Origin of the sequence: Paracraurococcus ruber (assembly GCF_004353985.1) — a bacterium.
GTDB classification, from domain to species: Bacteria; Pseudomonadota; Alphaproteobacteria; order Acetobacterales; family Acetobacteraceae; genus Paracraurococcus; species Paracraurococcus ruber.
Genome location: NZ_SMOA01000224.1, coordinates 1 through 8,935 on the forward strand (window position 1 = coordinate 1; position 8,935 = coordinate 8,935).

Below are 8,935 nucleotides of genomic sequence, written 5' to 3' on the forward strand. Positions count from 1 at the left end.
CGCCGCGCCCATCCCCGCCACGGCGGAAGCCGCCGCCGGCGCCGCTGGCCGGGCCGCGCGCTCAGCGCAGCAGCGCCTTCGCCGCCGCCTGGCCGCTGCGCACCGAGGCCTCGATGGTCGCCGGCAGCACCGGATCGGTCCAGTCGCCCGCCAGCGCCAGGTTGGCCAGCGGCAGCCGCTTCGGCCGCAGCGGCGGGCCGGGCGCGTGGCGCGGCGTGGCCCGGCGTTCCTTCACCACGCGGCAGGGCGGCGCCTGCGCCGGCCAGTCGCCCGCAACGCCGAAGGCCAGCGCCGCCTCCCGCAACTCGGCCCAGGCGCGCGGGCCCAGCGTCTCCGCCTCCTCCCGCGCCGCCGCATCGCCGGCGCTGACGGTGACGGCGACGCCCGTCGGCCGCACCAGCACCCATTGGCACAGCGCGTCCAGCATGCCGATGAAGCGCACCGGCCCCGGCGTGGGATGGGCATAGTGCAGGTTGACGATCGGCGCATGCGCCGCCGGCACGTCCAGGTGGGGCAGCAGCCGCTGGCTCTCCCAGGGCGGGGTCGCCAGCACCACGGCGTCCCGGGGGCCGAGCGCCATCGCATCCTCCCCGAAATCCAGCGCCTGCACCCGCCCGCCCTGCGTCACCAGCCGCCGCAGCCGGGCGCCGAAGCGCACCGTGCCGCCCGCCGCCTGCAGCGCCGCCAGCGCCGGCGCCACCAGGCCCGGCCCCAGCCCGTCCCGCGCGACGAACAGCCGCGTCGCGCCGCGCCCGCCCAGCCGCCGCAGCACGGCGCCGAGGCGGTTGGCGGAGGCCTCCTCGCTCGGCGTGTTCAGCGCCGCGATCACCAGCGGGTCGACGAAGCCGCGATGGAATTCCGGGTGCGCCGCCATGGCCGCGCCCACCGCCCGGTCGCGCCCGGGAATGGCCAGCCGCGCCAGCGCCAGCAGCGCCCCGCCGGCCAGCCCGGGCGGCCGCAGCGCGCGGTCCACCCAGCCGAAGGGCGAGAGCGCGACGCGGAAGGCCCGGTGGTCGCGCAGGTCCAGCACCGGCAGGCCATCCGGCTCCGGCTCCACCCAGCCGGCCCGGGCGCCGATGCGGTCGAGGAAGCCGAGCGCCGCGGCATTGGCGCCGAGCAGGGCATGGGTGCCGTTGTCCGTGCCATCCGGCAGGGCGCGGCAGCGGCCGCCGGCCACCGGCGCGGCCTCGTGCAGCACCACCACGCGGCCGGCATCGGCGAGCGCGACCGCCGCCGCCAGGCCGGCGACGCCGCCGCCCACGACATGCATCGTCATCGCGGCAGGCGACCTGCGGGACGGCCCCGGGTGGTCGCCACCGCGGATGGCGCGACCGGGTGACCCGACCTCCCCGCACCCGCCGCCCGGGGGCGAAGCCCGCCTGCAACCGCCCTAGCCACGGGCCTTGCCGGAACCGAGCGCCATCCAGGCCATGCGCAGCTTCTCGCCGGTGGTGAGGCGCGGGCGGGTGCCGCGCGCCTGCCAGCCGCGCGCCAGCAAGCGGTCCAGCAGCCGCCGGTAGCCCCACATCATCACCGCCGCCGGCAGCAGGGCCTGCGGGTCGTACTGGCGGATGTCGCGCTCCGCCGCGGCGAAGCCGGCCCGCGCCCGCTCGCCCAGCCTTTCGCAGATCGCGGCGAAGCCCGGATGGGCCACGATTTCCTGCGCCGGCCCGTCCGGGATGCCCGCCGCGGCCAGCAGGTCGCGCGGGATGTAGACCCGCTCGCGCAGCGCATCCTCGTCCACGTCGCGCAGGATGTTGGTCAGCTGGAAGGTGTGGCCCAGCGCCAGGCCGAACCCCTCCGCCTCTGGCGCGCCGAAGATCCGCACGCTCATCGCGCCGACGCTGCCGGCGACCCGGCGGCAATAGAGGTCGAGATCGGCCTCCGTCTCCAGCCGCAGCCGGTCGGCGCTGTCGGTCTCCATGCCGGCGATCATCGCCTCGCACTCGGCCAGCGGCACGCCGTATTCCGCCCGCGCCCAGGCCAGCTCGCGGGACAGCACGCAATCCTGCGCGTCGAGCTTCCGCCGCCAGTCCGCCAGGAAGCGGCGCTTCTCCGCTTCCGGCATGGCGCCATCGGCGATGTCGTCCACCGCCCGGCAGAAGGCATAGACGCCCCACAGCGCCCGCCGCCGCCCGCCCTTCAACGCCGCCATGCCGCGCGCGAAGGAGGAGCCCGCCCGCGACACCCGCGCCGCCACCACCGGCGCGTCCGGCGGGCCGAGCCGCAGCCCCTCGGCCAGTGCGGCGGCGAAATCCATCTTCGTCAGCGCCACCCGCCCGAGCACCGGGTCGGCCCTGCGCAGCCGCGCCAGCAGGCGCCGGCCGCAGCCGATGGTCATGGCCGACTGCACCGCGAGGCGCCGCGACCGCAGCAGCCGCGGCAGGATGGCGGCGCGGTCCAGCTGCTCCTCTACCCGGTCGAGCGCCGCGTCCAGCACCTCCCGCCGCCGCGCCCCGTTCGCCGGGTCGAAGAAGGCCGCCTCGCCGCCGGCGATCGCCATCCAGCTCTCGGGCAGGTAGATGCGGTCCAGCGCCTTGCGGTCGGGCACCAGGTCCTGCAGGTGGTTCAGGATCTGCAGCGCGGTGCAGAGCGCATCCGCCGCCGCATTGGCGGGCCCGTTCGCGCCATCCCCGTGCAGCCGCAGCAGCATCCGCCCGACCGGGTCGGCGGAGCGGCGGCAATAGTCCACCAGATCGTCCCAGTCGGCATACCGATGCTGCACCGCATCCTGGCGGAAGGCGGAGAGCATCAGCCGCGCCTCCGCCACCCCCACGCCGGCCCCGCCCATGGCGCGGTGCATCGCCGCCGCCTCCGGCACCGCGGTGCCGGGGTCGTCCAGCGCCCGGTCCATGGCGTCCAGCCGGCGGAGCTTCTCCTCCGGCGCCAGGTCCGGGCTGTCGCCGATATCGTCGGCGACGCGGACGAAGCGGTAGAAGGCCATCACCTTCGCCCGCAGCGGCTTGGCCAGCAGCAGGGAGGCGGTGGGGAAATTCTCCTCGTCATGGTCGCGGGTCGGGGTCGCGGCGACCGCCAGACTCGCGTCCACTCTCACCGGTGCGTTCATGCCGCCCTTGTGGCGGGATATGCGCGGCCTTTCCAGCCCGCCGGCTTGCCCGCCGCCCAGCGCGCCAGGGCCCACCACTGGATCGCCAGCGCCACCAGCATGCCGAAGGGGTGCAGCGGGATGGTCCACCAGGGCTCCCGCACCCGCAGGGTGATGGCGGCCCGCAGCGCCAGCATCAGCGCGATGGCGAGGAAGGCCTGCATCTCCGGCAGCAGCGCCCAGGGCCAGAGATGCGCCCCGCCCAGCATCACCGTCCAGACCGGCAGGCCGAGCGGCGTCGCCATCCCTTCCCGCGCATTCTTCAGGAAGCCGGCCCAGCTTTCGCGGAAGCCGTGGTACATCCGGCAGGTGGCAAGGGGCGCGCCGTCCACCACCTCGGTCCGGTGGCCCTCCGCCCGGAAGCGGCGGGCGAGCGCCAGCCCGTCATGCAGCACCTCCCGCACCGCGCCATGGCCGCCGATCGCCTCATAGGCAGGCCGGTCGCACAGGACGAGCTGGCCGCAGGCCGCCGCCATGTCGGCCCGCTTCGATTCCGCCCGGCCGCCGCCCGGCAGGTAGCCTAGCAGGAGGAAATTGATCCCCGGCACCGTCAGCGCCTCCCCCAGGGAGCCGATGACCTGCCGCGGCACGCCGCTGACCATGGCGAGGTCGCGCGCCTTCGCATGCGCCGCCATCGCCGCCGCCGCGCCGGGCGCGAGGCGCACATCGGCATCGATGAACAGCAGCCGGTCGCCCCGCGCCGCCTCTGCCAGCCGGGCGCAGGCATGCACCTTGCCGGTCCAGCCCGGCGGCAGCGGCGGCGCCGCGATCAGCCGCACCCGCGGGTCGTCCGCCGCCAGGCGCTGCACGATCTCCGCGGTGCCGTCGGTGGAGCCGTCATCGATCACCACCACCTCGACCGCCACGCCGCGGGAGGCGAGCGCCGCCGCGACGCAGGCCTCGATATTCGCGGCCTCGTTGCGGGCGGGGATGAGGACGGAGACGACGCCTTCGGCCGAGGTCTTCGACAGCGTGGGCAGGCGCCACAGGTTGTGGGCGCCGAGCGCAGCGGGAAGCGCCGCCAACCCCAGGCAAAGCCAGGTCCAGTCCATCAGGACGACAGAACGGGGGGAAGGTATTCCCCCCGAGCCCCGCATCCATTCTTGCGAGTCTTCATGCCTTTCCCCCCACCCTCGGGTCGTGGCGGGGGTCGAAGGGCTTGCCGCGCAGCACCGCCTGCGCCAGCCGCCAGCGTTCATACACCCCGCCCATGCCCTCCCGGCCGCGCAGCAGGTCGCGGAAGCGCGCCGGGTCGCGCGCCATCGCATCCACCGCCAGCCGGTCCATCGTCGCCTCCAACGCGCGCGACAGCGCCTCGCCGCGCGCCGCGCGCTCCAGCCCCGCCAGGCCTTCCACCGGCGGGCCGAACGCGCACAGCATCTCGGGCGCCCGCTCGGCCCAGAAGGGGTACTCGATCGCCATCGGCAGGAAGCGCGCCTCGGGCGCATATTCCGCCAGCCGCACCAGGCCGGGCGCCATCGGCACCGGCCTCTCCCGCACATCCATGAAGCGGCCGGGCGCGTTCATCCAGAGCATGTGGCCCGGCGCGCCCAGCACCTCCTTCGCCGTGCGCAGGAAGGCGACCGCGCCGCGCGCCGAATTCTGCTCCACCCCGAAGACGCCGATGCGGCGCATGAAGCGGTAGCGCGTCAGCGCTTCCGCCTCCATCGGGATGAACATGCGCCGGCCCGGGAACAGCTCCGTGCTGTACAGCATGAAGGCGACGCCGTCCCACCAGGACGGGTGGTTGGCATAGACCACCAGCGGCCGCGCCCCGTCATCCGCCCCCGGCAGCCCCCAATGCGCCACCCGCACCGCGCGCAGATGCTTGCGCGCGAAGCCGGCGAACATGAAGCGGAAGAAGCCGAACCGCGCCGGCGAGAACAGCGCGACCGGCGACGCCCCCTCCGATCCCCGCGGCGCGGCCATGGCGCGGCTACTCGGCGGCCATGCGGGCGCGGACCGCGTCGCGCTGGCCGGCCCAGTCGGCCTCCTTGCCCATGCCGCGGCCGCCCAGGTCCTGGTCCATGGCATCGGCGGCGATCCAGCCGGACATCATCACCATCGGCATGCCCGGCCCCGGATGCGCCGCCCCGCCGCACAGGTACAGGCCCTTCACCGCCTTGGACCGGTTGCCCGGCTTGAAGGCGCCGGTGAAGGCGCCGTGGCTCGCCAGCCCGTAGATCGCGCCGTTCAGCACCTTGTAGCGCTCATGGATGTCGACCGGCGTCAGCGCCTGCTCGACCACGATCCGCTCCTCGATGTCCTCCATGCCCGCGGTGCGCTTCAGCTTGTCGAGGATCACCTGCCGGTACGGCGCGAACATCTTCGACCAGTCATGGTGCGGCCGCAGATAGGGCGTGTGCACCAGCACATACAGCGCCTCGCCCCCCTCCGGCGCCACCGTGTCGTCCGAGCAGGAGGGCGCGGCGAGATAGGCGGTCGGGTCCGGCGCCGGCTCGCCGCGCTTGTAGATCGCGTCGAACTCCTCCTCCGCATCGCGGGAGAAGACGAAGCAGTGATGCGCGAGATGCTCGTAGCGCTTGCGCAGGCCGAGATAGAGCACGACGCCGGAACAGGCCGGCTCGTAGCCCTTCCTGGCGTATTTCCGGCCGGGATCGCCGCCCACCAGCTCCTTGTAGGTGCGGATGGCATCCATGTTGGAGATGACGGCGTCGCAGGCGATCCGCTCGCCGGACGCGGTCCGCACCGCGCGGACCGCGCCCTTCTCGATCTCGAAGCCCGTCACCTCGGTGTTCGGGCGCAGGTCGCCGCCGAGCTCGGCGGTCAGCTTCGCCAGCCCCTCGGCCACCGCGCGGGTGCCGCCGACCGGGTACCACACGCCCTCGGTCGCCTGCATGTCGCCGATCGAGCAGAGCACCGCCGGCGCCATGTAGGGGTTCGACCCGACATACTGGCAGAAATGGTCCAGCATCTGCGCCAGCCGCGCATCCGGCACATGGCCGCGGATGACCTTCGCCACCGTCTTGCCCATGCGCAGCGCCATGACGTCGCGCATGGTGTCGGGGTTGAAATTCGCCTTCATGTCGATGGTGTCGGTGATGCCCTCCACCGGCTTCCAGAAGAAGAATTTCTCCGACACCTCGTGCAGCTTCTCCGCCACCTGCTGGAAGCGGCGATAGCCCTCGCCCTGGCCGCTGCCGGGGGCGAACTGGTCCATGGCGCGCGCCATGGCCTCGACATTCTCCAGCAGGTCGATGCGGGTGTTGTCGTCGAAGAAGCAGCGCCATTGCGGGTCCAGCCGGATCAGCGGCAGTTCCTGCTGCTGGTCCTTCCCGGCCTCGGCATAGATCCGCCGCAGCACCCGCGGCACGGTCAGGATGGTCGGGCCCATGTCGAAGCGGAAGCCCTGGTTGCTGCCCGGCCGCTCCGGGTCCGGCAGGTTCAGCACCGCCGCCTTGCCGCCCAGCCAGGGATTCTTGTCCAGCACCGTCACCCGATGCCCGCGCGCCGCCGCCGTCGCCGCCGCCGCCAGCCCGCCAAGGCCGGACCCCACCACCACGATATGCGAGGCCATGACCCCTCTCCCGTCCTTGCGCCGCGCCGATGGCGCCGCGCGGTCCCTTGTTCTTGCGCGCCGCCGCCGCCCCGGCCCGGCGCGCGATGCCGTGGCGCCGACGCCAGGACGCCGGCGCCCCGCGCTCAGCGCGCGGGCTGCAGCGCCGTCGCCATGGCGGCGAGTTCCGCCTCCGCCCGGCCGGGCTTCAGGCCCAGATCCCGCGACAGCAGCGCGGTGGTGATCCGCGCGCCCTCGTAGATCACCGGCAGCCCGCTGCCGGGATGCGTGCCGCCGCCCACCAGGTACAGCCCCTGCACGCCGCCGAAGCGGTTCTGCGGCCGGAAACACAGCATCTGCGCCAGGTCGTGCCGCAGGTTGAAGGTGGCGCCATGGCCGACCGCGTATTCGCCAAGCCAGTCGGCGGGCGTCACCACCTTCTCGTAGCGGATGCGCGCCTCGAGGTCGCCCAGGCCGAGCAGCGCCAGCCGCTGCATCACCAGCTTGCGGAAGCGCGGCGTCTCCGTCGCCCAGTCCACGCCGCGCGCCGCGCTGTCCCGCATGTTCGGCACCGGCACCAGCAGGTACAGCGCCGAATGCCCGGGCGGCGCCATGGTCGGGTCGAGGATGCTGGGGTTGTGCAGGTAGAGGCTCGGCTCGTCCGGGACCACCCCGTCCTCGAGCTGGCGGATGTTCCGCTCATAGCCCTTGGACAGCATCACCGTGTGATGCGCGAGGTCCGGGTAGGATCCCTCGATCCCCAGGTAGAGCATGAAGGTCGAGCAGGAATAGCGCGCCGTCTCGATCTTGCGGTCGTTCCAGCGCGGCCGCACCGCCTCCGGCACCAGCCGCGGCATGGCATGGGCGAAATCGGCATTCATGATCACGGCATCGGCCGGGATGTGCCGGCCGCCCACCTGCACGCCATGGGCCCGCTTGCCGGCGACGCTCACCCGCTCCACCGCCGTGTCCAGCCGGATGTCGACGCCGAGCTGCCGCGCGACCCGCGCCATCGCCTCCGAGATGGAGCCGACCCCGCCCTCGATATGCCAGATCCCGTGCTCGTATTCGAGGAAGCTGAGGATGGTGAACAGGCTGGGGCAGCGGAACGGGCTCATCCCCAGGTACTTGGTCTGGAAGGAGAAGGCGAGGCGGACCAGCGGGTGGCTGAAATGCCGCGCCAGGTCCCGGTCCACCGTGCTGTGCGGCCGCAGCAGCGGCAGGCTCTTCAGCACCTCCGGGTGGAGGAAGCGGAAGATCGACTCGAAGGGCTTCTCCAGCACCGGGCGGAAGACGTCGAGCTTGGCGCGGTTCTCGGCGATGAAGGGGCGGAAGCCCTTGGCGTCCTGCGGGCAGAGCTTGGCGATCTCCGCTTCCATCCGCACCGGGTCGGCGGTGGCGTCGACGCTGGCGGCGTCCTCGAAGAACAGGCGATAGAGCGGGTCCACCCGGACCAGCTTCACCTCGTCCTCCAGCCGGGTCCCCACGCTCTCGAAGATCTCGGCGATCACCCGCGGGTACAGGAAGAAGGTCGGGCCCAGGTCGAAGCGGTAGCCCTCGGGCGTCGCCATGGTGCGGGTGCGGCCGCCGACGACCTTGTCCTTCTCGTAGATGGTGACCTGGGCGCCCTTGGCCGCGAGGAGGATGGCGGCGGCCAGCCCGCCCGGGCCGGCGCCGATGATGGCGATGCGGGACCGGGCGGCCTGCAGGGCCGGGGCAGCAAGCGGAGCATTCATGAAGGGCGGTCGATCCTGCACGGGCGGGTCAGTCTGCGGCAGATGCGGGCGGCGGCCTGTTCGGGAAGGGGGGCCGCCCGGCGGCGAGGCCGGAATTCGCCCGAGGGCGCACAATTCCGCCCGGCGGATGCCACCGGCACCGTCCAGGTCCGCCCTGCGATCGCCATGGAAGAGCCAAGCTGCACCGGCCCATCCCCCCTTCCCGGACGGGCGAAAGCCCATCCGCACATGTTCCCGGTCGCAATAAACCGGAGCTTAGGAGAGTTGACCAGCGGGTTCCCGACACCGGACTGACATGGCAGTGTCAAGCGCGACTTACAAACCACGCTGCATGCGCCGGTGGCGGGGCTGGCGTTGCGGCTCCGCCGCACGGGATGGGCTTTGGCTCCGCCGCACGGGATAGACTTTGGCTTCGCCGCCCGGGATGGGCCTGGCTCCGCCGCATGGGAGGGGCCTGGCCCCGCCGCGTGGGAGAGGCTTTGGCCCCGCCGCGCGGAGCCGGGTCCCGGCCGCCACGCGGCGGGGGGGCCTGCCGGCGCAGCGGACCCGCAGGGGTGCCCCGCCGCGCCGCCGGCC

Annotated in this window: 6 protein-coding genes; all 6 read right to left on the reverse strand. The window is 73.6% G+C overall.

Annotated elements, in window-relative coordinates; translation table 11 throughout:
- Positions 1-61 precede the first annotated feature (61 nt).
- On the reverse strand, positions 62-1,276 hold the full coding sequence (locus E2C05_RS24920) for an FAD-dependent oxidoreductase (RefSeq protein ID WP_133222350.1): 1,215 nt from the start codon (positions 1,274-1,276) through the stop codon (positions 62-64).
- A gap of 114 nt (positions 1,277-1,390) precedes the next feature.
- Positions 1,391-3,067, reverse strand: a complete 1,677-nt coding sequence (locus tag E2C05_RS24925) for a squalene/phytoene synthase family protein (RefSeq protein ID WP_133222351.1) — start codon at positions 3,065-3,067, stop codon at positions 1,391-1,393.
- A complete protein-coding gene (locus E2C05_RS24930; protein WP_133222352.1) occupies positions 3,064-4,158 on the reverse strand; it encodes a glycosyltransferase in 1,095 nt (364 codons plus the stop codon). The genes E2C05_RS24925 and E2C05_RS24930 overlap by 4 nt, the downstream gene beginning before the upstream one ends.
- Before the next feature lie 61 nt (positions 4,159-4,219).
- Positions 4,220-5,035, reverse strand: a complete 816-nt coding sequence (locus tag E2C05_RS24935; RefSeq protein ID WP_133222353.1) for a lysophospholipid acyltransferase family protein — start codon at positions 5,033-5,035, stop codon at positions 4,220-4,222.
- Between the two features lie 7 nt (positions 5,036-5,042).
- On the reverse strand, positions 5,043-6,644 hold the full coding sequence (locus E2C05_RS24940; RefSeq protein ID WP_133222354.1) for a phytoene desaturase family protein: 1,602 nt from the start codon (positions 6,642-6,644) through the stop codon (positions 5,043-5,045).
- A gap of 125 nt (positions 6,645-6,769) precedes the next feature.
- Positions 6,770-8,359, reverse strand: a complete 1,590-nt coding sequence (locus tag E2C05_RS24945) for a phytoene desaturase family protein (protein WP_133222355.1) — start codon at positions 8,357-8,359, stop codon at positions 6,770-6,772.
- Positions 8,360-8,935: the final 576 nt, after the last annotated feature.